The organism is Francisella sciaenopsi (assembly GCF_045862875.1).
Taxonomy (GTDB): Bacteria; Pseudomonadota; Gammaproteobacteria; order Francisellales; family Francisellaceae; genus Francisella; species Francisella sciaenopsi.
Genome location: NZ_BTHG01000005.1, coordinates 1 through 25,461 on the forward strand (window position 1 = coordinate 1; position 25,461 = coordinate 25,461).

Sequence of the window (25,461 nt, forward strand, 5' to 3'; positions counted from 1 at the left end):
TTTTAAAAAAAATTAAACTTTTTGCATTTTTTTTAAATCAATAGCAATTTCAATACCCAAAAGCACCGTTTATACAGACTTTTTGACACCCTAATGCTCATTTAATACGCTTTATAACAAAAAAATAAATATCCGACTTACCTTAAAAAATAATACTTTTTTATTTAATTATTTCTCTTTTAATAAATTTACTAAGCCTTGTCACAGCTTCTGCCAAAATATTTAAATCATCGGCACAACTTATTCTTATATAATTTTCTAAACCAAAGTAACTTCCAGGTGTTATAGCTAAAGCCTGATCTTTTAATAAAGCTAAACAAAACTCTATATCATTTTTAAATGAGGTTTTTTGTAATAGTTTTTCTATTTTTGGAAAAAGATAAAAAGTTCCAGAAGGTCTTACCACTTCGACTCCTTCTATATCATTAAGATAATCATAAACATACATTACTCTTTCTTTATAAATAGATGTATATCTCTCTAAATACTTATTGTCTAAAGCTAAAGCCTCTATAGATGCCATCTGAGATATTGAACAAGCACCTCCAGTGGTTTGGGATTGTAGTTTTGTTATAGCATTTTTTAATATTTCTGGTGCTATAACGTAGCCAACTCTCCAACCAGCCATAGCATAACCCTTGGACATTCCACTTGCTATAATAAATCTATTAGATAAATCAGGAGCAATCTGTAATAAAGAGATAGCTACATCATCAAATAAAGTTTGATCATATATTTCATCTGAAATAATCCATATATCTGGATACTTCCTAATCAACTCCGCAAAAGAAGCTAGTGTTTCATTTGTGTATAAAACTCCTGTAGGGTTATTAGGAGAATTTAGAATAATTGCTCGTGTTTTAGATGTGATAGCTTTTTCAATTTCTTTAATATCTAATTGGAAATTATTTTCGGCAGGGGTTTTTACTATAACTGATTTTGCTCCATCTAACTTTAATTGTTCTGGATAACATACCCAATACGGTGCGAAATATATAGCTTCATCCCCATCATCAAAAATACATGTAAAAATATTATGTATACTTTGCTTAGTGCCACTTGTCACACAAATCTGATTTTTATTAAAACTTAAACCATAATCTCTTTTATATCTTTTGATTATAGCTTCTTTTAATTCAGGGATTCCATCTATTGGAGGATACTTAGTAATATTATTATCTATAGCTTTTTTAGCAGCTTCTTTGACACAATCAGGTGAGAAAATCCCGGCTCTCCAATAGAAAGGGATACTACATCCCTTCCTTGCTGCTTCAATTCAGCTGCTAATTCAGACATTACAACTGTAGCTGATACTGCAATACAACCTACCTTATCACTAATTTTTAGCATTATTCAACCTCGCACTCTTATACTAACCAACTAGAAGCTTTTTTACTTTGTCTAATGGTCTGAAGCTGACCTTTATAAAAAATCACCTCAGCTGGTAAATTATGACATAAAAAGAATGGCATGCTTTCAGTGAAACCATATGCTCCGGTTTGTTTAAATATTAAATAGTCATTTAACTCTATATCTTTTGGTAGATTTACAGTGCCTGCCTTATCTAAGCTTGTACATAGAGGTCCATGAACCTGGAAGTCATTTGTCTCACTGCAAGATTTTTTTCTAAGCAATTCTATTGGAAAACTCTCTCCAGTTAATACAGGCCTAACTAAGTGCTGAGCGCCTCCATCAGCCACAAGTAAATCAATGCCATTTACTGATTTTCTATCGATAATCTTAGTTAAATAAACGCCACTCTCTGCAACAGCATATCTACCTAGTTCTAACCAATATTCTATTCCTGGAAATTTTTCTTTAAGATCTTTAAAGCAAAATATTAAATCATTTATTGATAACGGTTTTTGACTGGCATTGTAAGGAACACCTATTCCACCGCCCAAATCTATAACCTTTAAAGAAATACCAATAGCCTCACTTAAATCTAACAAAGCTTTAGTTATTGTATTCCATATCTGAGATAGTTTATCTAAGCAAAGAATGTTTCCCCACTGAAAACAATGCATTCCAATTATTGACATATTATTAGAAATATCTGGGGCACTACTAAAAAAGTCTTTCCAATCATCTATAGATAATCCAAAAGGAGTTACGCAACCCCCTCCTCCAAGCACATTGCTTTCTTGATCATTCCACACAAGCTGAACTCTTAAAAGGACTTTAACGTTTATATTCTTTTTTTCTACAAGACTCGATAAATCTTTAAACTGATTTATGCTCTCGATTACAAAAATTCTAACGCCTTGAGCTAGAAAATATTCTAATTGAGAATATGACTTAGCTGGCCCTGTATGTAAAATATTTTTAGGATTTACTCCTTGAGCTAAAACCTGATCCAACTCACCAATACTAGCAACATCAAAACTTATTTTTTGCTCATCAAAGACTTTAATTATCCTAGATAATGGATTTGCTTTTAATGCATACCACAGCTTTACTAGCAGTTTTTGTAACTCTTTGGCATGAGCTTCTAACATGTCTAAATCATAATAAAAAAAAGGAGCATCACTCTCTTTGCATATACTTTCCAAATTACTTCTATGAGCTTCTATATTCATTAAACTACCTTAATATTTCCTCTAAAGTTAATGAAGCATCACTTTTTTCATCTCTATATTTAATAATGATTGGACAATAAGCTTGAAGACCATTCTCCTTAGCCCAACTAGTCTTAATTGGTCTACTCCCTGGAATAATTACTGCATTCTCTGGAATTTTTGAGCCTTTATCTAAAACCTTATCATTAACAGCATCATAAACAGCTACGCCTTTTGATAAAACAACAGATGGCGCTATAACAGCACCCCTTCCAACAACTATACCTTCTACGATCACTGCACCTGCACCAACAAATACATCATCTTCAATAACTACTGGATTCATACCTATTGGCTCTAAAACCCCACCAATCTGAACTGCTGCTGATAAGTGTACATTCTTACCAATTTGGGCACATGATCCAACTAAAGCATGGCTATCAACCATAGTTCCAGAGTCAACGTATGCTCCTATATTAATATAAGCTGGCGGCATAACAATAACAGATGGTGCCACATAAGCGCCTGCTCTAACAGATGAACCACCTGGCACTAATCTAACACCATCATCTACACTAAAATTTCTAACTGGTAAATTATCTTTATCAACAAATCCAGAATAGGATCCTGAAAGTTCAATATTATGGCCAGCCTTAAAAGCAGCTAATATCCCCTTTTTAACATCTTGATTTGCAATCCATTCACCATTTTCTAACTGAATTGCTGCTCTTAGTCTTCCTGCTTCTAACTCTTCGATAACATTTTTCCAATTCATTAAACTTATCTCCTTAAATATCTATACGTGGCTAAACCATTCTTTAACTAAGCTATCTGCTCCTATTAATAAACTTAAATCTTGAAGCTCATCCGCCAATAATGGGGCTCTTAAAGTATTTGTTGTGATTACACTATTATGAGCTAACCATACTTTTACTGGGATAGGATTTGCCACACTAAAACAAGATTTCGCTGCAGCTTCCCACACAGCTTTGTCTTCAATTGTTATCTCATGAGCAAGACTCTGTCTAACATACTCTTTTGTTTGCTCTGGCCAAACATTAGAAACAACTGACACTAAACCTTTAACACCAACATCAGCCAATTCTGGCAATAAGCCATCTTCTCCACTATATATAGCTAAATCTGGAGCTAGCTCATGATAACGTGCACATCTTTGAATATCTCCAGAAGCTTCTTTTAACGCCCAAAGGTTCGGATGATCTCTTAAACTTATCAACACTTCTTCTGCTAAATTAACCCCAGTTCTTGAAGGGACGTTATATAACATACAAGGTCTTTCTGCTTTATCTAGAACTGCCTTAAACCAACTAGTTTGGCTAGCTGAACCAGGCTTTGCATAAAGTGGAGTAACAACCAAGAAGCAATCAACTCTTTGTGTCTGACAAAACTCTATCCATTGAAGCTGTTTAGCTAACTGAAAACCACCAACTCCAACCATTACTGGAACATTAAGGTTTAAATTAGTTACAAATCTTACAACTTCGCACTGCTCATCAAAATCTAAAGCTAAAGCTTCACCTGTACTGCCAAGTATTAAAATTCCACATCCTTGATGCTCTTGAATTCTTAATAAACTCTCAAAACTAACCCAATCAATAGAACCGTCTTCAAACATTGGAGTAACTAATGCAGTATATAATCTATTATTAATATCTATAGACATAATCTCTCTCTTACCAACTCATCAAAATAAACAAATCCCGTAATACCTCTTTGAAACACTTCTCTTGCCGCCCATATTGCTCCTTCAGCAAACAAGCTTCTATCATGAGCAGTATGTTTAAACTCAATTGTTTCATGCTGTGTATTTACCTCAACTTGATGTTGTCCTTTTATATCTCCCTCCCTGATAGACTCTATAGATACATCTCCTATATTTAACCAATTTCTCCAAGATACTGCCGTACCACTTGGAGTATCAATTTTTTGTACATGATGCTTTTCTGTAATTGAATAATCAGCATTCTCATGTAATTGATTTAACTGACCCAATGAAGCCAAAATATTTCTTACAACCACCATAGACAAACTAAAATTATTAGCAACAACCCAAGCTTTCTGGTTTTGATTTATATAATTAATAAAATCCTGATCCCAGTCATATCCTGTTGTACCACAGATTACAGGTGTATTTACCTCTAGTAATATAGGTAAAAGCCCTTGCAATACTTTTGCATTAACAAAAACTATTGCCACATCTGCATTCTGTAGTGCCCCTGTTGTTAATACATTTTTTGAGTCATATACTCCTGATATTTCATCTTGCGATAACAATTCTGCTACTGCAGATCCTGTTTTACCATTACCAACTATAGCTACTCTCATCCCTCTCTCCTCTAGCTAAAAAAACTACTGTAAACATTATTAACAACTTTTTGAGCATCTTTACTAGCGACAAGCATACATATACTATTCTCACTAGCTCCATGACTAAAAAGTCTAATATTGTAGTCTTTAAGACTATTAAAAAGCTCTCCGCTAACGCCATTTATTTGATGTAAATTACTACCAACCACACTAACCAAAGACAAATCATTTTCGACTTTAATATTTACATTACCTATAGACTCTAAATCTTTTAAAAGCTCTGGTGTTACTAAATCATCACCCATAGAATGACTACCTAGTTTATCTAAAGTAATTGCAACACTTACCTCACTAGTAGAAACTAAATCTACCGCAATATTATGATTAGCTAAAATACTAAAGACTTTCACTAAAAAACCTTGAGAGCCAAACATATTAAAGCTTTTTATAGTTAATAGAGTTTGATCTTTTCTTTCAGCTACAGCTATGATGTTTCTGTTAGAATCCATTTTTTGTGTAATCAAAGTACCACCGAGTTCTGGCTGAAATGTTGAACCAATATAAACATCAAAGTTACTAGTCATTGCTGGCCAAAATGTTTTAGGATGTACAACTTTAGCTCCAAAAGTAGCCAGCTCTGCCGCTTCACTAAATCCTAGAGTACCTAAAGAACTAGCACTAGGAACAACTCTTGGATCAGCCTGATAGATACCCGTTACATCTGTAAAAATTTTCAACTGATCTGCTTTTATAGCTTGAGTGTATAAAGCCGCAGAATAGTCACCACATCCTCTACCTAAAGTTGTAGTGTTACCATGAGAATCAGAGCCAATAAATCCACCCAAGACACAAACGTAACCTTGATCTATTTTAGGTAAAATATGCTCAATGGCATTAGTTTCTAAAGCTGATAAATTTGGGCTAGCACAACCGAAATTACTACTAGTTTTAAGGATCGTTCTTGAATCTAAATGATATGCATTTATACCATTTTGATTAAAAACATTAGCAACTAGAATAGAAGAAATCATCTCTCCAAAAGCTAAGATAGAATCTGATAGTTGCTTACCACTAAAATAAGCAGCCATGTTTGCAAACATTCTAAGTTCAGTAATCATGTCATTTATAGAAGTAGTTACATCTTTTGAATTAATAGACTCTAATATTGGATTAACTATATACTCTATCTGCCCTATAATTTCTTCTACTTTTGCGTTATCTCTGCTGTTATTTACTAATTGAATCAATAGATTTGTGATACCTAATTGAGCACTCACAACTACTAACTTTATTCTATTATCTGAATTAACTATATTAGCGCATTGTCTAATAGTTTCTTGATTTGCTACACTTGTGCCACCAAATTTGGCAACAATTGTTTCTGACATATAAGCTCTCCTCTCTAATAGCTACAATATCAGACGAGAGAACATAAAATTTGAGAAATACATACACAAACTAAAGCACTCCACGTCGACACTTATTTTAAACGACATGACAGTTCTGCTATCTTTCAATATCAGAACCAAGATTACTAATCATAAACTTGAGTAATCTTTCGGCATAAGTTCTATCTTTTCTAATGATCGTCGGGGTTTATGCACCTAACATTAGAGATATAACTCACGCACCTCTTTAATTACACTTTTGATTAAGTGTTGGAATCGAGTCTAACACCGCACTGATCTTAGATAAAAGTTTTTTTATAGCAAAAAAGTTTATTTTTATAACTACTAATTAGTACTTGATGCTGCAACACAGAATGAATAATGAATGTTTTTTGTGAAGTTCTAGCTTATAGGCGAGTTAGAAACAAAGAGATACTATTATTTTAATAATTAATCTGTAAATTTATCTGTTGCTCTTACCAAAGCCTCTAAAATTCCCAGTTCGCTGATAGAGTGGCCAGCATCTGCAATAATATTTAGCTCCGCCTTTGGCCAAACTTTATGCAAATCCCAGGCACTTACTGCTGGACAAACCATATCATAGCGACCTTGCACTATCACACCAGGAATATCCTTAATTTTATGAGCCTCTTTTAATAGTTGAGCCTCTTGTATAAATAATTTATTCTTAAAATAGTGACATTCAATTCTCGCAAAAGCCAAACTAAACTTATCCTCTCCATATCTATCTATAGATTTTTTATCTATAAATAACTTACTTGTTGATGCCTCCCAAACACTCCAAGCTATAGCAGCCTTTTGCATTAACTCTTCATCATCACTTGTAAGTATTGAATGATACGCTGATATAAAATCTTTTCTTTGCTCTACTGGAATCGGCTCTATATATTTCTCCCACATATCAGGAAATACCATACTAGCACCATGCTGGTATAACCACGACAGCTCTTTTTCTCGCCCAAGAAATATACCTCTTAGAACAAGCTCTGTTACAACCTCTGGATAGGCCTGAGCATATGCCAACCCTAGAGTACTACCCCAAGACCCTCCAAAAATCATCCACTTATCAATATTCAATTTTTTACGAATTTTTTCAAAATCTTGAATTAAGTCTTGCGTTGTATTTTCTTTAAGCTCAGCAAATGGAGTACTTTTACCACAGCCTCGCTGATCTACTAATATTACTCGATATTTATCTGGGTTAAAGTATTGCCTATAACTCGGTTGAATACCTCCTCCTGGGCCACCGTGAATAAATAGCGCAGGTTTCCCACCAGGGTTTCCACACTCTTCGAAATATATTGTATGGATATCTGAAACTTTTAAAAATTCTTGATTAAATGGTTCTATTTCTGGATACAATGGCATGATACACCTTTAGCATTTAGACCTTATAACTAAAAGTATCTATCAAAAAAAATAACTAAGCAAACCAAGTTTTAGCTAAAGTAAAATATTTTTTTGATTTGCTTCTAAGATTTTTAAAAAACCATCAACAGAAATTTGCTTAACTTCACAGATCTTATCAATCACCTTAAATAATAAAGTTGGCATACCATCACTTTGTTCTTTACCCAAAAGCCATGAATATGATGAAGGATTATCTGTCTCTATCAAGATCCTATCCAAAGGTATTCGTCTAGTTATCTCTCTAATATGTTCACTAAATAGAATCTCAACACCAATTGAGAAATGACCACCTAGTGCTAAATATTTATCTAATACCTCAAGATCTCCTGCATACCAGTGGACAATAAACTTATGACGCTTATATCTTTCTAAAGTTTGCAAAACCTCTAGCTCTGCACCACTTGTATGTAAATTTAGTAATTTATTATCTATTGCTCTATGTGAGACTATATATTCAAATACTTGCTGCTGATCTCTAAATGGAGCAGCATAATCCAAAAACTTATTATCTAAACCGATCTCTCCTATATACTTACTCTCAAACAAGTATTTATCTAAAGACTTTAGATCATGTACATATATATCCGCCTTCCATGGGTGAATACCAAATGATGGAATAATAAAATCATATTTTTCACTTAATTCCTTTATATTATTATACGAAGTGATACACATCGCAACAGACATAAGCTTTATATTGTGCCTATGGCATTCTCCGGCTACAAGCTGCAATCTCTCTAATGAATATTTATCTGTATGGACATGTGCATCTAATATCATTTATGTATAGATTAATTTTTTCCAATGAATATAGCCGTATATTGCCACAATTAGATATATAAATGTAGTAATAGCAGCAAATGGTAACTCTTTATACATATATAACAGTACATAAGTAGAATCAACAACCATCCATATCATCCAGTTATCTATTACTTTTCTGCTTGCTAAAAAAACGCAAACAAGTGATGCCACACTTGTAAAACCATCCATATATGGCGTTGTTGAGTCCGTATAATATATAAGTAGATGAGAAACCACCAAACCAAACACCCCAATACTTACTAAAACCTTTAACCAGCCAATAATTTTAAGTCTATGAACAACTATCTTTTTATGACTAAAGTTAGGTTGCCAACTATACCAGCCATACCCAAAACTAAATAAAAGAATTATCTGCAATATGGCGTCAGCATATAAGCCACTTATAGAAAACAATCCCGCACTCATAATCAACCCAACTATACCTACAGGCCAACCAATAATATATAGCCCTGCTAATAAAAAAGTACACAAAAGATTAATAACCATAGTACAAAAATCAAGAAGATGAATCATGGCTCTATTAAAGATAAATTTTTAAACATTATAATAACTTGTATTTTTGAATAAAAAAACTGGTGATCTCAATAATACACATAACTAGCGTTAAGCTATTAGATAAAGATAAAGAAATAATTGACTATGTCTAAAAGCAGATATATTATCATTTGTGCTTGTTATATAACATATTGAAATGAGGGTAAAACAATGAAACTAAAAAAAATATTAACTGCTACTTTACTGGCAACATCAGCATTATCTCTAAGTAGTTGTTGGTTAATTGTAGCTGGTGCTGTAGGAGCTGGTACGGTTGCCTATATTGACGGTAAATATTCAATGAACATGGATGGTAGTGTCAAAGATATTTACAATGCTACTTTGAAAGCAATACAGAATAATGATAATATGGTTCTTACTAAGCAAAATCTTACTCCTATAAAAGCTGATATAAGAGGTAAAACAAAAGTTGACTCTACAGATTTTTATGTTGAGATTGTAAAAATAACTGATAAAGCATCCAAAGTAACTATTAAGTTTGGTACCTTTGGTGATCAAGCTATGTCTGCTACACTAATGGATCAAATTCAAAAGAATTTATAATTAGGTTAATTAAAATGGATATCTTTAAAAAATTTCTTATTGCAATAATAGTATCTGCCTCCGCACTAATATTAAACAGTTGTATTGTAACTGCTGTTGCTGTTGGTGGTGGTACGGTTGCTTATATGAAAGGTAACTATTCTATGAATATAGAAGGTAACTACATTGCTGTATATAAAGCTGCTCTTAAAGCAGTTAGTGACAATAATGACTTTGTTCTAGTATCAAAAGATATTGATAAAACTAATAAATCTGCTGATATCGAAGGTGCTACTAAGATAGATAGCACAAGCTTTAGTATCAAGATTGATAATCTTACTGACAAAATAGCTAAAGTAACTATCAAGTTTGGTACTTTTGGCGATCAAGCGATGTCATCAAAACTTATGGATCAGGTTCAGGCTAACGTATTCAACGCTTCTTAATAATGTTCAAAAAAGCTCACTTTATCATTTTATCAGTTATCCTGCTGATATCTCTGAATAGTTGTGTTGCTACTGCAATTTTAATAGGAGCAGCAGTTGTTGCTGGTGGTGCTGTATATTATGCAAATGGTGATTATATAATTGAGGTGCCCAAAGATATCCGCTCTGTATACAATGCAACAATCAAAACTATGCAAATGGATAAACAATACTCTCTACTTAGCCAATCATATAAAGACAAAACAGCAGAAGTCAAAGCATCTCAGAATGGCAATGATGTAACTATTAGCCTAACTAGTCTAAGTAGCCGCTCTACTGAGATAAAAATTCGAGTCGGAACTCTCGGTGACGAGAAAGATTCTATAAATATAGCAAATGCCATAACCAAAAATATACCATAGATAAGTATTTATTGATTTTGGTCAACTTTTTCTTTTTAAAAACTTTCAAATATGTATAATTTGTGTTAATTCTGAACTGACCCAGTATTACTGTATTATCATGAGTAATAAAGTACTAGACACATACTACAAAAACAATAGGCATATATGGGTGTTAGTATTATCTGGCGCTGTTATAGGAACATTGGTCGGCCTATTTGCAACATTTTTCCAATTAATCCTAGACTCAATTACTGAACTTAAAAAAATGTTGTTTTCTTTAAGTGGTGGTAATCTATTTGTTGAAATTATAATGTCTGTTTCTCTAACTATAACTATGGTAGTGATATCAATTCTTATAGTTAGAAAGTTTGCCAAAGAAGCTGGTGGTAGTGGTATCCAAGAAGTAGAAGGTGCGCTAAAAGGATGTCGAAAACTACGTAAAAGAGTAGTCCCTGTCAAATTTGTGAGTGGCCTTTTCTCTTTAGGTTCTGGTTTAAGTTTAGGTAAAGAAGGTCCCTCAATACACATGGCTGCAGCATTAGCACAGTTCTTTGTGGATAGATTTAAGCTCACTAAAAAGTATGCAAACGCTGTGATATCTGCTGGTGCTGGTGCTGGTTTAGCTGCTGCATTTAATACACCCCTTTCGGGAATTGTCTTTGTAATCGAAGAAATGAATAGAAAGTTTAGGTTTAGTGTTTCAGCAATAAAATGTGTACTTGTGGCTTGTATCATGAGTACGATTATTTCTAGAGCTATTATGGGCAATCCGCCTGCAATACGTGTCGAGACATTTAGTGCAGTTCCACAAAATACTCTTTGGTTATTTATGGTATTGGGTATTATATTTGGTTACTTTGGATTGCTATTTAACAAATCAATAATTAAAGTCGCTAACTTCTTCTCAGAAGGCTCTAAAAGAAGATACTGGACTCTAGTTATAACTGTTTGTATCGTATTTGGTGTCGGTGTTGTACTTTCTCCAAATGCTGTAGGTGGTGGCTATATCGTGATAGCAAATGCTCTAGATTACAACTTATCTATCAAAATGCTTTTAGTTTTATTTGCGCTTCGTTTTGCCGGTGTAATTTTCTCATATGGAACAGGTGTTACAGGTGGTATATTTGCTCCAATGATTGCTCTTGGAACTGTTTTTGGACTAGCTTATGGCCTGTCTATAGCTCAGCTTTTTCCTGAGTATAATATTGATGCTGGTGTCTTTGCTGTAGCGGGAATGAGTGCTTTATTTACTGCAACAGTAGGAGCGCCACTGACTGGTATTGTACTTGTAATGGAAATGACTTGGAACTTCCACCTTTTACTTCCTTTGATGATAACCTGCTTTAGTGCGTCGATGCTGACATATATTCATCATCAAAAACCAATATATGATACTCTATTAAGACGTACTATTTCTAATGAAAGAAAGCAGCAGGCAAAGGAAAAAAATGAGCGAAACCAAAAACCAGCTCCAAATACTCAAGGACAAACTATCTCAAAAGAAGAAATATAATCACGCAATTTCTCTAATGCACTGGGACTTAGAAACACAAGCCCCTAAAAATTCAATCAATACCACATCTGAAGTTATTGGTTTTTTCAGTGAAAAAATCTATGAAATAACTAATAGTGAAGAAATAACTAGCAGTTTAAAATATTTAAATAGTAATTTATCCAAGCTTGATACAACTGATAAAAGGATTGTTTATCTAACAACAAAGCAAAAAGATAAACTAAGCAAAATACCAAAAGACGAATATGTTGCATACAACAAACTACTATCACAAGCTCAAAATATTTGGACAAAAGCTCGTAAAGATAATGACTTTGAAGTATTTGCTCCATATCTAGAAGAGATTATAAAGTATCAAAAAAAATATATAAAAAGAATTGGTTCTCATGAGCATCCCTATGATGTGCTTCTTGATGATTATGAAGAAGGTATGACTGTTGCAAAATTAGAACCTTTCTTTGACAGTCTAAAAGAAAGAATAGTACCTCTTCTAGAAAAAATAAAAGATGCTGATCAAGTTGATACTAGCTGTATTGATAAACCATATAATATCGATAAGCAAAAAGAATATTCTCAGGAGATAGCTAAGCAATTAGGATTTAACTTTGATAGTGGTATTCTAAAAGAAAGTGCTCACCCATTTACTCTAAACTTCAATAAATATGATGTTAGAATGACAACACGCTATATTGAAGATCTTTTTACATCTTCATTATTCGGTACTATCCATGAAACTGGTCATGCCATGTATGAGCAAAATATCGGTGATAATATTTATGATACTATATTAGGCACTGGTGTTAGCCTAGGAGTACACGAATCACAATCACGATTTTATGAAAACTTAGTCGGTAAAAATAAAGCATTTTGGGATAGTAATTTTAGTGAATTACAAAGCTTATTTACTGAAAACTTGGCTAGCACTAATGAAGAAGTATTCTATAAAGCTATTAACAAAGTTAGCCCTAGCCTAATCCGTGTAGAAGCAGATGAATTAACCTACTCTCTGCATATACTAGTACGCTTTGAAATAGAGAAAGAAATCTTTGAAAAAAATCTCGATGTTAGAGAGTTACCAAAACTATGGAATGATAAATATCAAAAATACTTAGGCATAATTCCAAATAACTTCTCTAATGGGATATTACAAGATGTACATTGGTCTGCTGGATTGTTTGGTTATTTCCCGACGTATGCTCTTGGTAGTGCATATGCTTCACAAATTTTTTATTATATGAATAAAGAATTTGATGTGAACACTGCAATTAGAGAAAATAAACTAGAACTAATACTGCGCTTCTTAACTAAGCATATACATCAGTTTGGTAGTCTAAAACCTGCTGATGAAATTATCCATGATATGTGTGGGGAGTATCTAAACGCTAAATACTATATTGATTATTTGGATGATAAATTTTCTAAAATTTACAATTTAAAATAATATTGATATCAGTATCTTTCTACTCTAGCCTTTGCAACAAATATTAGCGATAATATAAGCATTAAAATCTAATTATAGTATTTAAATGTCAAAACTAAATGCTTATTTTGGTGAGTATGGTGGTCAGTTTGTACCACAAATACTTGTTCCGGCTCTTGATCAACTAGAGCAAGAATTTATAAAAGCACAGGCTGATGAGAGTTTTAAACAAGAGTTTAAAGAACTTTTACAAGAGTATGCAGGTCGTCCAACTGCTTTGACAAAAACTAGAAATATAGTCAAAAACACAAAAACCAAATTATATCTAAAACGTGAAGATCTGCTACACGGTGGCGCTCACAAAACCAATCAAGTACTTGGCCAAGCTCTACTTGCCAAGAGAATGGGTAAAAATGAGATAATTGCAGAAACTGGAGCTGGTCAGCATGGAGTTGCAACAGCTCTAGCATGTGCTTTACTTGATCTAAAGTGCAGAGTATATATGGGTGCTAAAGATGTTGAACGTCAAAGCCCTAATGTTTTTAGAATGAGATTAATGGGTGCTGAAGTCATACCTGTGCATAGCGGTTCAGCAACACTTAAAGATGCTTGTAACGAAGCTCTGAGAGACTGGTCTGCAAACTATAATAAAGCTCACTATCTATTAGGTACAGCAGCAGGACCTCATCCCTTTCCGACAATTGTTAGAGAGTTTCAACGAATGATTGGTGAAGAAACTAAACAACAAATTCTTGCTAAAGAAGGTAAATTACCTGATGCTGTCATTGCTTGTGTTGGTGGTGGTTCAAATGCTATTGGTATGTTTGCTGACTTTATCGATGAAACTAGTGTACAACTGATAGGTGTAGAACCTGCTGGTAAAGGTATCGAAACTGGTGAACATGGTGCACCTCTCAAACATGGTAAAACTGGTATATTTTTTGGTATGAAAGCACCATTAATGCAAAATATTGACGGTCAGATTGAAGAGTCATACTCTATATCGGCAGGTCTAGATTTCCCGTCTGTTGGTCCGCAACACGCTCATTTACTAGCAATAGGTCGTGCTGAATATGCATCAGCTACTGATGATGAAGCGTTAGATGCTTTTAAATTACTTTGTAAGAAAGAGGGAATTATCCCAGCTTTAGAATCATCTCACGCCTTAGCATATGCTCTTAAGCTTGCTTATGACAATCCTGATAAAGAGCAACTTTTGGTTGTTAATTTATCTGGGCGTGGTGATAAAGATATTTTTACAGTACATGACATTTTAAAAGAAAAGGGAGAGATTTAGCAATGGATAGATATACAACCCTTTTTACAAGTTTAGAGAAAAAAAACGAAGGTGCTTTTATTCCTTTTGTAACAATAGGTGATCCTAATAAAGAGCTATCTCTTGAGATTATCGACACTCTAGTTAGCTCAGGTGCTGATGCTCTTGAGTTAGGTATACCTTTTTCTGATCCATTGGCAGATGGTCCAACTATTCAAGGAGCTAATCTTCGTGCTTTAGAGAGTGGAATAACTCCTAGAGACTGTTTTGATATCCTCACAAAAATAAGAGCTAAATACCCTAGTGTTCCTATTGGATTACTACTTTATGCTAATTTAGTCTATGCAAATGGTATAGAGAATTTTTATCAAAAATGTTTAGATGCAGGTGTTGACTCTATACTTATAGCTGATGTACCAGCTCATGAATCTAAAGAGTTTCGTGATATTGCTAAAAAAGTAGGTATTTCTCAGATATTTATTGCTCCTCCTGATGCTAATGAGGTTACTCTTAAACAAATTTCTGAACTTGGAAGTGGTTATACGTATTTACTATCGAGAGTTGGTGTAACAGGTGTAGAAACTGCAGCAAATATGCCCGTAGAAGATGTATTAGCTAAACTTAGAGAGTATAATGCACCTAAGCCAATCTTAGGTTTTGGTATCTCTAAACCAGAGCAAGTTCAACAAGCAATCAAAGCAGGTGCTGCTGGTGCAATTTCTGGTTCTGCAACAGTGAAAATAATTCAAAACAATCTCTCAAATAAAGGAAAAATGCTTAGCGAGCTTGAATGTTTTGTTAAAGAAATGAAAGCCGCAACTAAAGATAGTTAAAGATCAGCTTGCTTCTGTAAATTATAATTCTTCCTCCAAATTACATAACCATATATAGCATTTATTAATGCTACAACTTTTGTAATAATCACGGGAATAATCGCAATGGTAATTGCTGAATCCAAAATTCCATCAACCCAAATTGAAATTGTCAAAACATCTACAGCCAACCAAAGTATCCAAAACTCTTTAAATAACAATACTGTAAGTATAAAAGCTATAATTGAAGTAACTTCAACGATAGCATCTGCAACTAACCCCACATTTTGACCAAAGTATAAATGTAAAACAAAATACCCATATATAGTCGATACCACAGCTATAAAAGCCAAAATGCTTATAAACTGTACTCTTGTTAGTTTTTTGATTTTAATTTGTTTTTCTTTAGTTGTGTTTTTGGGTCTAGTCCAGTTATACCAACCATAAAATTGTATTGGACACAAAAAAAGTACCGCAAGAAGTAATTGACCATAAACTTGGTTTTGATATGAGATTACAGCGTACATAACCGCTGCTATAAGCCCTAAAACATAGTTAAAAACTTTTCCTTTAGCTGCTAATATCAAATTTGTAATACTGATAACAGAGAATATTAGTATAAATGCGCTACTTCTACTGACAAGTGCAGCAATAATAGTTAATACTATACAGCTAATTAACCAGCTAACCTCTCTTTTACTCCAACCAGTAAAAGTATTTTGTAATATATTCATTTTATAAATTAATAGAATATTTAGGATTGTATTTTAGAACTCTTGATAATAAGCTACAAGTACTATTTAGTATTCGTGAAGAATGTAAAACTAAAAACACCAATAAAAACATTAAAACTTATCTATATTTTTTTTTCAATAAGCTTATTTTATTACTTGAAAAACAGCAAAGTATCCTTAAATATATAACAGATACTATTTCTTAGGGGGAAATAATGGATATAAATAAATTTACAATAAAACTACAGGAAGCATTAGCAGAAGCTCAGTCCTATGCTTTCCAACAAAAAGCAACTGAGTTTACATCAGCACACATGCTAAAAGCTCTTTTGGAGCAAAATGATAGTGTTGCAATAGCAATATTAAGTGTTTGTGGCGTCAATACACAGAACTTTACAAAAGCTATAAATGATATGGTTGATAGTGTTGCGATATTATCTGGAGAAGGTAATCCTCAAGTAACTCCATCTAGAGATTTGATAGCTACGCTGCATAAAATGCAAGATTTAGCAAATAAAAACGGTGATGAGTTTATATCAAGCGAGATCTTTTTATTAGCATCGCTAGAAGATAAAAGTTTAGCAGGATTATATAATAAATTTAATATTACAAAAGAAAAGCTTACAAAAGCAGTCAACGATTATCGCGGAGGGGAGAAAGTGAGTAGTCAAAATCAAGAAGATATGAAAGGTGCATTAGATAAATATACTGTAGATCTAACTGATCTAGCAAGAAAAGGAAAGATTGATCCTATTATTGGTAGAGATAGTGAAATCCGTAGAACTATACAAGTACTACAAAGAAGAACTAAGAACAACCCTGTGCTTATAGGTGAGCCAGGTGTTGGTAAAACTGCTATTGTAGAAGGCTTAGCTCAACGAATAGTTAATAATGAAGTACCAGAAGGTGTCAAAGGCAAAAAAGTATTATCTTTGGATATGGGTGCATTATTAGCTGGAGCTAAATTTAGAGGAGATTTTGAAGAACGTCTAAAATCTGTTTTAAAAGAATTATCAAAACAAGAAGGTAATGTAATTCTATTTATAGATGAGTTACACACTATGGTTGGAGCAGGTAAAGCAGAAGGCTCTATGGATGCTGGCAATATGCTTAAACCAGCTTTGGCTCGTGGTGAACTGAAGTGTGTTGGGGCAACGACTCTAGATGAATATCGTGAGTATGTTGAAAAAGATCCTGCACTTGAAAGAAGATTCCAAAAGGTGCTAGTTGATGAACCAACTGTTGAAGATACTATTGCTATCCTTAGAGGTCTAAAAGAAAGATATGAACTACATCATGGTGTGAATATTACAGACTCTGCTATTGTGAGCGCTGCTACTTTATCACATAGATATATTACAGATAGACAACTACCTGACAAAGCTATTGATTTAGTAGATGAAGCAGCTAGCCAAATCCGTATGGAAATAGACTCTAAACCTGAAAAAATGGAGAGTTTATACCGTAGAATTATTCAACTAAAAATGCAACGTGAGCAGCTAAAAAAAGAAAAGGATGATGCTACCAAGAAGCGTTTAGAGATATTAGAAACTGAAATCAAAGGCTTAGAATCTGAATATCAAGGTTTTGAGGAGCTTTGGAAAGCAGAGAAGCTTAAGATGCAAGGTACAAGCAAGCTAAAAGAAGAGCTTGAAAAAGCTAAGTTTGAGCTGGAGAAATACCAAAGAGCTGGTGATTTGAGCAAAATGGCTGAATTACAATACGGTAAAATACCAGAGCTTGAAGCTCAAATTAAACAAATTGAAAATACTGAGGCAGAACCTTCTGAGAATAAACTAGTCAGAACATCTGTTACAGAAAATGAAATTGCTGATGTAGTTTCTAAAGCTACTGGTATACCTGTATCTAAGATGATGGAAGGAGAGAAAGATAAACTTCTAAATATGGAAAGCTTCCTACATAAAAGAGTAATTGGTCAAGATCAAGCAATAAAAGCAGTATCTAATGCTGTGAGAAGATCTCGCTCTGGATTATCAGATCCAAATAGACCTATAGGTTCATTTATGTTCTTAGGTCCAACAGGTGTAGGTAAAACTGAGCTTACAAAAGCATTAGCAGAATTCTTATTTGATGATGAAGATGCAATGCTTAGAGTAGATATGTCTGAGTTCATGGAGAAACATTCTGTAGCTAGATTGATAGGTGCTCCTCCAGGATATGTAGGTTATGAGCAAGGTGGTTATTTAACTGAGCATGTTAGAAGAAAACCTTACTCTGTAATCTTACTAGATGAGGTTGAGAAAGCTCATGCAGATGTATTTAACATCTTGCTGCAAGTATTAGATGATGGGCGACTAACTGATGGTCAAGGCAGAACAGTTGACTTTAAAAATACTGTAATAGTTATGACTTCTAACCTTGGTTCGCATAGAATCCAAGAAATGCAAGGTCAAGATTATGACACAGTCAAAGATGCTGTAATGGAAATGGTGCTTAGCCACTTCAGACCTGAATTTGTAAATAGAGTTGATGATGCTATTGTATTTGAACCTCTAAACAAAGAGATGATAACTGAAATAGCTAAGATACAAATTAAACGCTTAGAAAAACGTCTAAGAGATCTAAATATAGGTTTAAAAGTAACAGCTAAAGCTATGGATAAATTAGCTGATGCTGGTTTTGATCCTGTATTTGGTGCTAGACCACTTAAAAGAGCTATCCAAAGCAACTTAGAAAATCCTCTAGCACTTAAACTACTTGATGGTGAATTTAAGGCAGAAGATAAGATAGTTGTTGATGTAGATAGTGACCACAATATAGTTTTTTCTAAGTAAATAAATCCTTTTGTATATTTCTTTAAACTTTCTTCTTGGTTGGTAAAAATTAACAAGTACCTATCAATTTCTGACAATTTACTATTTACTAATAGCTTATATACTATAACAGTAATTCATTTTTATATAAAATTTTAGATTCGGAGCAATTATATGAAATATAAAAAGCTATTAATAAGTGCTTTATTAACAGCATGTGGAGCTACAAGCTACGCTGCCGCTGTCAACTACAATGCAGGAACAAGCTACTCTAAAGGTCAAGAAGTAAATAATGCTGGATCTTGCTATGTGTGTGATATCCCTGGATGGTGCTCTTCTTCAGCTGCTTGGGCTTATGCACCAGGCACAGGTACTGCTTGGCAACAGGCTTGGACAGAAGGATGTGAAAGCCCAGGACCATCTCCAGAGCCTACAACAGAAAAAACAATCTCTGTAAAACTATCTGGAGATAGTTTACCTGCTGATGCAAAAATTGAATTCTCAGCGAATGGTAAATCTTATACTGTTACAAATAATCAGGTAACATTACCATACTCAGATAGTCAAACTATCAATTACGCTATTAGTGCAACTAATGGTTCTATTTCTCCAAACTCTTTTGCTATGACAAAAGATTCTAGCTCTATAAATTTAACATATACAAAGCAACCAGCTCCAGTACCTGGCAAGTGTGACACTATCCCTGCAGATGTTAAAGACTTTATCCCTAATGGTCAAGGCGGCTTCTGGGGTGGTTATAGTAAAGGTGCTTTTGTTAAATTTGATGGTTCTATATATCAACTTCTAAATGATTATTGGACTAGCGCTTCTCCTGCTGATAGCTCAGCTTGGGTACTATGTGAAGCTGTAGTACAAGCTCAAGTAAATATCAAAACTACAGGATTACCTGAAATCGTAGATAAAGTTGATGTTAAAATTGGTTCTCAAACATACACTATAAACCCTAATAATCCAACACCTATAACTGTGGCTAAAGGTTCTTACGATGTTTCAGTTAGTAGTGTTTTAAGCTCTGATGGTTCAAAGAACTATGTTGCTAAAACTATTACGCCTAACCCTGTAGTAGTTAATGAAGAAACTACAGAGATAAACCTAAATATAAACTTCCAAGCAGAAGATGTTAAACCTGCTAATGTTAGTTTCAATGTTAAATTCCCTGAAGATGCTTCTCCTAGCAAAACTGTAACAGCAGAAAGAATATCTTCTAATGGTGACAAGTATGGTGACTCTATAAACTTGGATAATGGTTCAAATACAACAACTATTCCTTCAAAAGGCGAGTTTACTATAAAACCTGAAAGCTATGAAATTAATGACACTAACTATAATGCAAATAGCATAACTATAGTTGATGGTAAGGTTCAAGGTGATAACACTATTAGCTATGAAGTCGCTGGTGCTTGGCCTGAAAAAGTCATTGGCGGATACACGGCTTCTTGGGGTGCAGACTGGAATCATAAAATAACTTCCATAGATAACATGGGAGAAAACGGTTATAACATTGCTCTATTAGCCTTTGGTAAAGTCATAAATACAAGTGTTGGTATGTTTGACGATGCTACAATATGCGCAAGTGGATGTACTTGGGACTATGATTATACCAAAAAAGATGCTCCTTTAGTTATTATGTCATTTGGTGGTATTGCTCATGAAAACACATGGACACCAGATCTTTCATCAGATCAATCTATAAATAAAATAGCTGAAGATACGGTATCTTTTGCTGCTGAAAATCATATAAATGGAGTTGATTTTGATTTAGAAGGTGCTAGTACAGGAATATCAGATGCAGATGTTGTTTTGGTTGATGGTATACAAACATACCCTAAAATAACTAAGTTAATCACAGCAATTAGAGAAGCTGCAAATAAACAAGCTGATAAGTTCCCTAGAGGATTTTTTATAACAGCTGCTCCTCAAACAGATGGTAATGATCTATACTGGGCTGCAAGTGGTAACAAAAAGTTTGATAGTATGCTTAATGCAGATGCGTGCGGTGGTCATGAGTGTTTTGATTCAATATTTGTTCAAAACTATAACTCAGCAAAAATGAATCCTAATACAGCTTATGATATAGTAACTAGATTGCTTACTGCGGGCAACAATACTAAAACAAAATTTGTAATGGGTTATGATCTTGCTAGTGGTGAATGGGCTAATAACTATCCTGTAATTGGATGGGAATCTGAAACAAATGGTTCAGATGCTCCGATAGTTTCTGCTACAAAATTTGCTAAAGAACATCAAGACATAGGTGCTTTTGTATGGCAAGCAGAGCAAGATAAGTTTGGTGGTGCAAGCAATAAGGGAGTTATGACTACAGGCAATGACTCTTATAGCTTTGCTCATGCAATGAAAGAAGTTTACAATATAAAGTAATCACTAAACTATCATAAAACCTTAATTTAACTTTCTTCTTTCTGATAAAATATCTTCTAAGAATAATTCTCACAATATACTTATCAATATGAATCTTTCTAACATCAAAATCATGCTACTTGGCTCAGGTGAGCTTGGTAAAGAATTTATAATAGCTGCTCAAAGATTAGGCATACATACGATAGCTGTAGATCGTTATGAAAATGCTCCAGCAATGCAAGTAGCTCATGAAAGCTATGTTATAGATATGCTAAATGCTGATGCTCTTCAAGAACTAATATTAGCAAAAAAACCAACTTATATAGTTCCTGAAATTGAAGCTATAAATACTGATAGCTTAGTAAAGTTAGAGGCTCATAACTTCAATACTGTCCCATGTGCTAAAGCTACGAAGCTCACTATGGATCGCCAAGGTATAAGATCTCTAGCAGCTAAGGAGCTTGGTCTAGCAACATCTAAATTTGGTTTTGCTAATAGTCAAAAAGAGTATCTTGATGCTGTCGAATTTATTGGATTACCATTTGTAATTAAGCCAGTAATGAGCTCATCAGGTAAAGGACAATCTATAGTCAAGGAACATAGCGAAATTCAAAAAGCTTGGGATTATGCCCAAAGTGGCTCTAGAGGTCATGCTAAAGGTGTAATTGTAGAGCAATTTATAGATTTTGATTATGAGATTACTCTTCTAACTGTTAGACATAAAGATGGTGTTTCATTTTGTGATCCTATCGGACATATCCAAAAAGATGGTGACTATAGGTTCTCTTGGCAACCCCATGCAATGTCGGATATAGCTCTAATAAAATCTCAAAAGATAGCCAAAGAGATCACAGATGCTCTAGGAGGATATGGTGTTTTTGGTGTTGAGTTATTTATAAAGGGTGATGAAGTGTTTTTTAATGAAGTCTCTCCTCGTCCTCACGATACAGGCATGGTAACGCTAATATCACAAAGCATTAATGAATTTGAATTACATCTTCGTGCGATACTAGGTCTACCGATACCGCAAATACAAACTCTTCAACCCTCAGCATCTGCGGCTATATTACTTGAAGGAGAGTCTACAGATCCAAGTATATTAGGGATTGATAAAGCTTTAACCGACTCAAATATAGATATTAGAATTTTTGGTAAAAAAGAAATTCATGGTAAACGTCGCATGGGAGTAATTTTAGCTAAGGATCAATCTACACAACAAGCTTTAGATGCTTCTAAAAAAGCCTTAAGCAAAATCTATCTAGCATAAAAATCAAAGCTTCCTAACTAGAGTGATACCATCTCCTATAGAAATAATACAAGCTTCTACCCTATTATCATTATGAATTGATTTATTTAACTCTCTTATAACCAAAGTATTTTGCTCATTATTATACTCATCTGCAACTCTACCTGACCAGAGCACATTATCTATTGCGATAATTCCACCTGAGTTTATCAGATTTAAAGCTTTTTCATAGTAGTTAATATAATTTGGCTTATCAGCATCTATATATACAAAGTCAAACTTCTTAGCTTGCTTCTCAAACCTTTCTAAAGTTTCTAAAGCAGGAGCAATATTAAGCTTAATTTTATGCTCAACGTTCGCTTCTTGCCAAAAGTGTTTGTATGGCTTGATATATTCATAACTAATATCACAAGCTTCTACTTTACCGTCAGAGGGCAATGCTTGAGCCATAATCAGTGTTGAAAAACCTCTAAAAACACCGATTTCTAAGACATTTTTCGCACGAATCATTTTGATAAAAAGACTAATAAGCTGTAGCTGATTAGGTGAGCTAAGCATATGACTTAACTCATCATTTGCTGCTTTATCAAAGAGATCCTGTGCAGTTTTATCTAGTTTTACTGAATTCTCATTTATATATTGATTAAGGTTAGAGTTACTAAACAACGATGCTATAGACATAAAAGATGCCAACTAGTTTGATACGATAGTAATAAGTTTAGAGAATCACAAATAAAAAGACAATTGTGCTGTAAAAGGGCTACTTAATTTTAGTAATAGAAAATGTCCAGAACCAGAAGATAAGAGCATAAACACCCCACCATTCAACAATATTATGATTAACTGTTGTCTGATCCATAAATACTGACCATATCGAAAAAGCTGCCGTTATGAAAATAGCAAATCTACGCAAAATAAGTGGTACTTTGTTAAGTCGATCTGAATACTTATATTCGATAATTGTATACCAAACCTGACAAACACTCATTAGCACAAAGAACACAGCAACACCCTTTAGGTGAACTTTCATAAGAGTCTGCTGACCATCAATGACTGAAGTCCCAACTATTAAGCCAATACAACCAACAGATGCTAAGAAAAGCATAACTTTACCTTGCTTAATTATTGATTTCTTATTATCACTTATTTGAACAAGCAACTGCGTGATAAAAAAGAAAATCACTGCCATAAGTGTAGCAGTTGGTATTAGTATAGCTTTGAGCATATACTTCTCATATGATGTAAATCCAGCATGCGTAATATCAGAACAGCCAGAAATAAATGGATTACATAAAGTATTATTACCATCTGCAATAGATACCAGATATGTTACAAAAAACAAAACTGCTACAGATATCGTCGTCGCAGCAATTAATTTTCTTGGGTCAAGTTCAGCTTTCATTTTTAACCAAAACATTATTATAAATACTATGCTAATAGTACCACTTGTTAATAGATATTTCTAATTTTAGCTCTTTTATTTTCTGCAATAGATATATGAAAAATGTAGGCTTTGTGTCATATAATCGACAAAATAGATTAATATTTACCTTTTTCATATCTATGCTATAATTTGTGGGTTTCTTTTAAAAAAGTAAAATAACGAAAGGATTTAGTAAAATGCCATTTGTAGTTACTGAAAATTGTATCAAATGTAAATATGGTGACTGTGTAGAAGTATGTCCTGTTGACTGTTTCTATGAGGGCCCTAACATGTTAGTAATAAACCCAGATGAATGTATCGACTGCGCTCTTTGTGAGCCTGAGTGTCCTGTTGATGCTATCAAATCTAGCGATGATCTTACAGAGAGCCAAGAGCAGATGCTTGATCTTAACAGAGAGTTGGCTAGTATTTGGCCAAATATCGTCGAAAAATGTGATCCTTGTGAAGATGCTGATAACTGGGCTTCTGTTCCAGATAAGTTAAAATATTTAGAAAAATAATCTTTCATATTTATCTAAGAATCTTATTTTATTTTCTTCATAAGCTTATTTTTTGTCGGCAGCTATTTGTAAAAAGTGTATAATGACACTAATAATTTTGAGCTTTTGTACAAACTGATAGTTAAATAAAACTACTAAAAATTTATGGAGAGTCTTTAAATGAAATCTTTTTTTAAAAAGATTTGGAATATTCTAATGTGGGCTAGGATGACTGCTTTCCAACTCTACTCATTTGCTGTTATTGGTGGTTGTAGTATCCTTATAAATATATTCGCTTTTTTTAATCTCCCTATTGCTTGGAGAATGGCTGTCTGCAAGGTTTGGACTTATCTTTATTGGATAGGGATGCTTGTTTTCTTACAAGTGTATATTCGTGTAAGTGGTCGTATTAACATCGACAAAGATTATCCTTGTATATATGTATCTAAACACCAATCAATGCTAGAGACTTTTATGTTTTATGGTTTAATTGGTAAATGTCATTTTATTATGAAAAAAGAGCTTTTTGATGCTCCAATCTTCGGTACAGCGATGAAAAACCTAGGCAGTATTGCTATAGATAGAGATAAGCCAAGAGAGTCATTAAAAAAAGTTGTTACAGATGGTAAACAAAGTCTAGCAGATGGAATCAACGTTGTAATTTTCCCAGAAGGTACGCGAGTTAATATTGGTGAATATCCAGAGTTTCAGCGTTCTGCAATGAAACTAGCGGCTGATGCAAATACTTATATTATTCCTGTTGCACATAACTTTGGTAGATTTTTCCCTAAAAAGTGGGGACAAATTATTAAACCTGGTATTGCTAGAATGGATTTTGGTAAACGCATAGATCCTAGAGATTTTGACTCGAAGACTCTAACGACCTACTGTCATAAGGTAATAACGGAAAAAACAAAAGAGTTTAAAGGTTAAATAAGAGGTCAATCA

The 25,461-nt window shown here is 33.7% G+C and carries 23 protein-coding genes, 1 pseudogene and 1 riboswitch; of the genes and pseudogenes, 12 read left to right on the plus strand and 12 right to left on the minus strand.

Going from position 1 to position 25,461, the window contains the following annotated elements; genetic code table 11:
• Window positions 1-160: 160 nt before the first annotated feature.
• The 9 genes and pseudogenes from ACKTR7_RS06400 to pnuC (ACKTR7_RS06440) all read right to left on the minus strand — a co-directional run bounded on the left by ACKTR7_RS06400 (window position 161) and on the right by pnuC (ACKTR7_RS06440) (window position 9,043).
• Window positions 161-1,350 (minus strand): annotated as a pseudogene (locus ACKTR7_RS06400) (pyridoxal phosphate-dependent aminotransferase).
• A 17-nt stretch (window positions 1,351-1,367) separates the two neighbouring features.
• Window positions 1,368-2,579 (minus strand): PLP-dependent decarboxylase, encoded by a 1,212-nt coding sequence (locus ACKTR7_RS06405; RefSeq protein ID WP_407877537.1) that lies wholly within the window; start codon window positions 2,577-2,579, stop codon window positions 1,368-1,370.
• A gap of 4 nt (window positions 2,580-2,583) precedes the next feature.
• The gene (locus ACKTR7_RS06410) at window positions 2,584-3,333 is read right to left on the minus strand and encodes a 2,3,4,5-tetrahydropyridine-2,6-dicarboxylate N-succinyltransferase (protein WP_407877538.1); all 750 of its coding nucleotides are present in this window, start codon (window positions 3,331-3,333) and stop codon (window positions 2,584-2,586) included.
• Between the two features lie 21 nt (window positions 3,334-3,354).
• Window positions 3,355-4,242, minus strand: coding sequence for a 4-hydroxy-tetrahydrodipicolinate synthase (dapA, locus tag ACKTR7_RS06415; protein WP_407877539.1), 888 nt, complete (start codon window positions 4,240-4,242; stop codon window positions 3,355-3,357).
• Window positions 4,233-4,904, minus strand: coding sequence for a 4-hydroxy-tetrahydrodipicolinate reductase (locus tag ACKTR7_RS06420; protein ID WP_407877540.1), 672 nt, complete (start codon window positions 4,902-4,904; stop codon window positions 4,233-4,235). The genes dapA and ACKTR7_RS06420 overlap by 10 nt, the downstream gene beginning before the upstream one ends.
• A gap of 11 nt (window positions 4,905-4,915) precedes the next feature.
• Window positions 4,916-6,274, minus strand: a complete 1,359-nt coding sequence (lysC, locus tag ACKTR7_RS06425) for a lysine-sensitive aspartokinase 3 (RefSeq protein WP_407877541.1) — start codon at window positions 6,272-6,274, stop codon at window positions 4,916-4,918.
• Window positions 6,275-6,339: 65 nt separating this feature from the next.
• Window positions 6,340-6,530, minus strand: a riboswitch (Lysine riboswitch).
• 194 nt (window positions 6,531-6,724) lie between these two features.
• Window positions 6,725-7,663, minus strand: a complete 939-nt coding sequence (pip, locus tag ACKTR7_RS06430; RefSeq protein WP_407877542.1) for a prolyl aminopeptidase — start codon at window positions 7,661-7,663, stop codon at window positions 6,725-6,727.
• Window positions 7,664-7,738: 75 nt separating this feature from the next.
• The gene (locus ACKTR7_RS06435) at window positions 7,739-8,485 is read right to left on the minus strand and encodes a TatD family hydrolase (RefSeq protein ID WP_407877543.1); all 747 of its coding nucleotides are present in this window, start codon (window positions 8,483-8,485) and stop codon (window positions 7,739-7,741) included.
• The gene (pnuC, locus tag ACKTR7_RS06440) at window positions 8,486-9,043 is read right to left on the minus strand and encodes a nicotinamide riboside transporter PnuC (protein WP_407877544.1); all 558 of its coding nucleotides are present in this window, start codon (window positions 9,041-9,043) and stop codon (window positions 8,486-8,488) included.
• 192 nt (window positions 9,044-9,235) lie between these two features.
• On the opposite strand from pnuC (ACKTR7_RS06440), the gene ACKTR7_RS06445 reads away from it, so the two are divergent.
• The 7 genes from ACKTR7_RS06445 (at window position 9,236) to trpA (ending at window position 15,478) form a co-directional block, all read left to right on the plus strand.
• Entirely contained in the window at window positions 9,236-9,628 is a 393-nt protein-coding gene (locus tag ACKTR7_RS06445; protein ID WP_407877545.1) for a DUF3568 domain-containing protein, read from the plus strand.
• Window positions 9,629-9,642: 14 nt separating this feature from the next.
• On the plus strand, window positions 9,643-10,053 hold the full coding sequence (locus ACKTR7_RS06450; RefSeq protein ID WP_407877546.1) for a DUF3568 domain-containing protein: 411 nt from the start codon (window positions 9,643-9,645) through the stop codon (window positions 10,051-10,053).
• Window positions 10,054-10,055: 2 nt separating this feature from the next.
• On the plus strand, window positions 10,056-10,454 hold the full coding sequence (locus tag ACKTR7_RS06455) for a DUF3568 family protein (protein ID WP_407877547.1): 399 nt from the start codon (window positions 10,056-10,058) through the stop codon (window positions 10,452-10,454).
• A gap of 100 nt (window positions 10,455-10,554) precedes the next feature.
• Window positions 10,555-11,949: a H(+)/Cl(-) exchange transporter ClcA gene (gene clcA / locus ACKTR7_RS06460; RefSeq protein WP_407877548.1), complete on the plus strand. Its 1,395-nt coding sequence runs from the start codon at window positions 10,555-10,557 to the stop codon at window positions 11,947-11,949.
• Window positions 11,885-13,390 carry a carboxypeptidase M32 gene (locus ACKTR7_RS06465; RefSeq protein WP_407877549.1) on the plus strand — a complete coding sequence of 502 codons (1,506 nt, stop codon included), beginning with the start codon at window positions 11,885-11,887 and terminating at the stop codon, window positions 13,388-13,390. The genes clcA and ACKTR7_RS06465 overlap by 65 nt, the downstream gene beginning before the upstream one ends.
• 85 nt (window positions 13,391-13,475) lie before the next feature.
• Window positions 13,476-14,666: a tryptophan synthase subunit beta gene (gene trpB, locus ACKTR7_RS06470; RefSeq protein WP_407877550.1), complete on the plus strand. Its 1,191-nt coding sequence runs from the start codon at window positions 13,476-13,478 to the stop codon at window positions 14,664-14,666.
• A 2-nt stretch (window positions 14,667-14,668) separates the two neighbouring features.
• Window positions 14,669-15,478 (plus strand): tryptophan synthase subunit alpha, encoded by an 810-nt coding sequence (gene trpA / locus ACKTR7_RS06475; RefSeq protein WP_407877551.1) that lies wholly within the window; start codon window positions 14,669-14,671, stop codon window positions 15,476-15,478.
• On the opposite strand, the gene pnuC (ACKTR7_RS06480) is transcribed toward trpA, so the two are convergent.
• Window positions 15,475-16,191 carry a nicotinamide riboside transporter PnuC gene (gene pnuC / locus ACKTR7_RS06480; protein ID WP_407877552.1) on the minus strand — a complete coding sequence of 239 codons (717 nt, stop codon included), beginning with the start codon at window positions 16,189-16,191 and terminating at the stop codon, window positions 15,475-15,477. The genes trpA and pnuC (ACKTR7_RS06480) overlap by 4 nt on opposite strands.
• Before the next feature lie 215 nt (window positions 16,192-16,406).
• On the opposite strand from pnuC (ACKTR7_RS06480), the gene clpB reads away from it, so the two are divergent.
• From clpB to purT, 3 genes are all read left to right on the plus strand, one after another.
• Window positions 16,407-18,986 (plus strand): ATP-dependent chaperone ClpB, encoded by a 2,580-nt coding sequence (gene clpB / locus ACKTR7_RS06485; RefSeq protein ID WP_407877553.1) that lies wholly within the window; start codon window positions 16,407-16,409, stop codon window positions 18,984-18,986.
• A gap of 153 nt (window positions 18,987-19,139) precedes the next feature.
• Window positions 19,140-21,365, plus strand: a complete 2,226-nt coding sequence (locus tag ACKTR7_RS06490; protein ID WP_407877554.1) for a glycoside hydrolase family 18 protein — start codon at window positions 19,140-19,142, stop codon at window positions 21,363-21,365.
• Window positions 21,366-21,453: 88 nt separating this feature from the next.
• A complete protein-coding gene (gene purT / locus ACKTR7_RS06495) occupies window positions 21,454-22,611 on the plus strand; it encodes a formate-dependent phosphoribosylglycinamide formyltransferase (protein ID WP_407877555.1) in 1,158 nt (385 codons plus the stop codon).
• A 3-nt stretch (window positions 22,612-22,614) separates the two neighbouring features.
• Here purT and ACKTR7_RS06500 read toward each other — a convergent pair whose 3' ends face one another.
• Together ACKTR7_RS06500 and ACKTR7_RS06505 are read right to left on the minus strand one after the other, a co-directional pair.
• Complete coding sequence (locus ACKTR7_RS06500) at window positions 22,615-23,271, minus strand: O-methyltransferase (RefSeq protein WP_407877556.1); 657 nt, start codon at window positions 23,269-23,271, stop codon at window positions 22,615-22,617.
• A gap of 79 nt (window positions 23,272-23,350) precedes the next feature.
• A complete protein-coding gene (locus tag ACKTR7_RS06505; protein ID WP_044527174.1) occupies window positions 23,351-23,992 on the minus strand; it encodes a Frag1/DRAM/Sfk1 family protein in 642 nt (213 codons plus the stop codon).
• 218 nt (window positions 23,993-24,210) lie between these two features.
• Here ACKTR7_RS06505 and fdxA point away from each other — a divergent pair, with 218 nt between their 5' ends.
• Together fdxA and ACKTR7_RS06515 are read left to right on the plus strand one after the other, a co-directional pair.
• Entirely contained in the window at window positions 24,211-24,534 is a 324-nt protein-coding gene (fdxA, locus tag ACKTR7_RS06510) for a ferredoxin FdxA (RefSeq protein ID WP_004286881.1), read from the plus strand.
• A 159-nt stretch (window positions 24,535-24,693) separates the two neighbouring features.
• Window positions 24,694-25,446 carry a lysophospholipid acyltransferase family protein gene (locus ACKTR7_RS06515; RefSeq protein WP_407877557.1) on the plus strand — a complete coding sequence of 251 codons (753 nt, stop codon included), beginning with the start codon at window positions 24,694-24,696 and terminating at the stop codon, window positions 25,444-25,446.
• The last annotated feature ends 15 nt before the right edge of the window (window positions 25,447-25,461 follow it).

What these genes read in the sequence shown, in the direction of transcription:
- ACKTR7_RS06405 (WP_407877537.1), bottom strand. Translation starts at nt 2,579, where the DNA reads ATGAATATAGAAGCTCATAGAAGTAATTTGGAAAGTATATGCAAAGAG.
- ACKTR7_RS06410 (WP_407877538.1), bottom strand. Translation starts at nt 3,333, where the DNA reads ATGAATTGGAAAAATGTTATCGAAGAGTTAGAAGCAGGAAGACTAAGA.
- dapA (WP_407877539.1), bottom strand. Translation starts at nt 4,242, where the DNA reads ATGTCTATAGATATTAATAATAGATTATATACTGCATTAGTTACTCCA.
- ACKTR7_RS06420 (WP_407877540.1), bottom strand. Translation starts at nt 4,904, where the DNA reads ATGAGAGTAGCTATAGTTGGTAATGGTAAAACAGGATCTGCAGTAGCA.
- lysC (WP_407877541.1), bottom strand. Translation starts at nt 6,274, where the DNA reads ATGTCAGAAACAATTGTTGCCAAATTTGGTGGCACAAGTGTAGCAAAT.
- pip (WP_407877542.1), bottom strand. Translation starts at nt 7,663, where the DNA reads ATGCCATTGTATCCAGAAATAGAACCATTTAATCAAGAATTTTTAAAA.
- ACKTR7_RS06435 (WP_407877543.1), bottom strand. Translation starts at nt 8,485, where the DNA reads ATGATATTAGATGCACATGTCCATACAGATAAATATTCATTAGAGAGA.
- pnuC (WP_407877544.1), bottom strand. Translation starts at nt 9,043, where the DNA reads ATGATTCATCTTCTTGATTTTTGTACTATGGTTATTAATCTTTTGTGT.
- ACKTR7_RS06445 (WP_407877545.1), top strand. Translation starts at nt 9,236, where the DNA reads ATGAAACTAAAAAAAATATTAACTGCTACTTTACTGGCAACATCAGCA.
- ACKTR7_RS06450 (WP_407877546.1), top strand. Translation starts at nt 9,643, where the DNA reads ATGGATATCTTTAAAAAATTTCTTATTGCAATAATAGTATCTGCCTCC.
- ACKTR7_RS06455 (WP_407877547.1), top strand. Translation starts at nt 10,056, where the DNA reads ATGTTCAAAAAAGCTCACTTTATCATTTTATCAGTTATCCTGCTGATA.
- clcA (WP_407877548.1), top strand. Translation starts at nt 10,555, where the DNA reads ATGAGTAATAAAGTACTAGACACATACTACAAAAACAATAGGCATATA.
- ACKTR7_RS06465 (WP_407877549.1), top strand. Translation starts at nt 11,885, where the DNA reads ATGAGCGAAACCAAAAACCAGCTCCAAATACTCAAGGACAAACTATCT.
- trpB (WP_407877550.1), top strand. Translation starts at nt 13,476, where the DNA reads ATGTCAAAACTAAATGCTTATTTTGGTGAGTATGGTGGTCAGTTTGTA.
- trpA (WP_407877551.1), top strand. Translation starts at nt 14,669, where the DNA reads ATGGATAGATATACAACCCTTTTTACAAGTTTAGAGAAAAAAAACGAA.
- pnuC (WP_407877552.1), bottom strand. Translation starts at nt 16,191, where the DNA reads ATGAATATATTACAAAATACTTTTACTGGTTGGAGTAAAAGAGAGGTT.
- clpB (WP_407877553.1), top strand. Translation starts at nt 16,407, where the DNA reads ATGGATATAAATAAATTTACAATAAAACTACAGGAAGCATTAGCAGAA.
- ACKTR7_RS06490 (WP_407877554.1), top strand. Translation starts at nt 19,140, where the DNA reads ATGAAATATAAAAAGCTATTAATAAGTGCTTTATTAACAGCATGTGGA.
- purT (WP_407877555.1), top strand. Translation starts at nt 21,454, where the DNA reads ATGAATCTTTCTAACATCAAAATCATGCTACTTGGCTCAGGTGAGCTT.
- ACKTR7_RS06500 (WP_407877556.1), bottom strand. Translation starts at nt 23,271, where the DNA reads ATGTCTATAGCATCGTTGTTTAGTAACTCTAACCTTAATCAATATATA.
- ACKTR7_RS06505 (WP_044527174.1), bottom strand. Translation starts at nt 23,992, where the DNA reads ATGAAAGCTGAACTTGACCCAAGAAAATTAATTGCTGCGACGACGATA.
- fdxA (WP_004286881.1), top strand. Translation starts at nt 24,211, where the DNA reads ATGCCATTTGTAGTTACTGAAAATTGTATCAAATGTAAATATGGTGAC.
- ACKTR7_RS06515 (WP_407877557.1), top strand. Translation starts at nt 24,694, where the DNA reads ATGAAATCTTTTTTTAAAAAGATTTGGAATATTCTAATGTGGGCTAGG.